The organism is Microvirga pakistanensis (assembly GCF_004458765.1).
GTDB lineage: Bacteria > Pseudomonadota > Alphaproteobacteria > Rhizobiales > Beijerinckiaceae > Microvirga > Microvirga pakistanensis.
The window spans coordinates 1-223 of record NZ_SPJX01000060.1 but is presented as its reverse complement, the minus strand read 5'-3'; the positions used below and the strand labels follow the sequence as shown (position 1 = coordinate 223).

Below are 223 nucleotides of genomic sequence, written 5' to 3'. Positions count from 1 at the left end.
GCACGCAGCTCGTGGCCAAGGGGCACAACTTCCCGCTCATGACCCTCGTGGGGGTCCTGGATGCCGATATCGGTCTCACCTCCGGCGACCCGCGGGCCGCCGAGCGCACCTGTCAGATGCTGCAGCAGGTCACGGGCCGCGCCGGACGCGGCGAGAAGCCGGGCAGGGCCCTCGTCCAGACCTGGCAGCCGGATCATCCGGTCATCGCCGCCCTGGTGTCCGG

Annotated in this window: 1 pseudogene; it reads left to right on the top strand. The window is 71.7% G+C overall.

The annotated features are described in order from the left end of the window. Positions 1-223: pseudogene (locus E4K09_RS02625) on the top strand (primosomal protein N'); the annotation flags it as partial.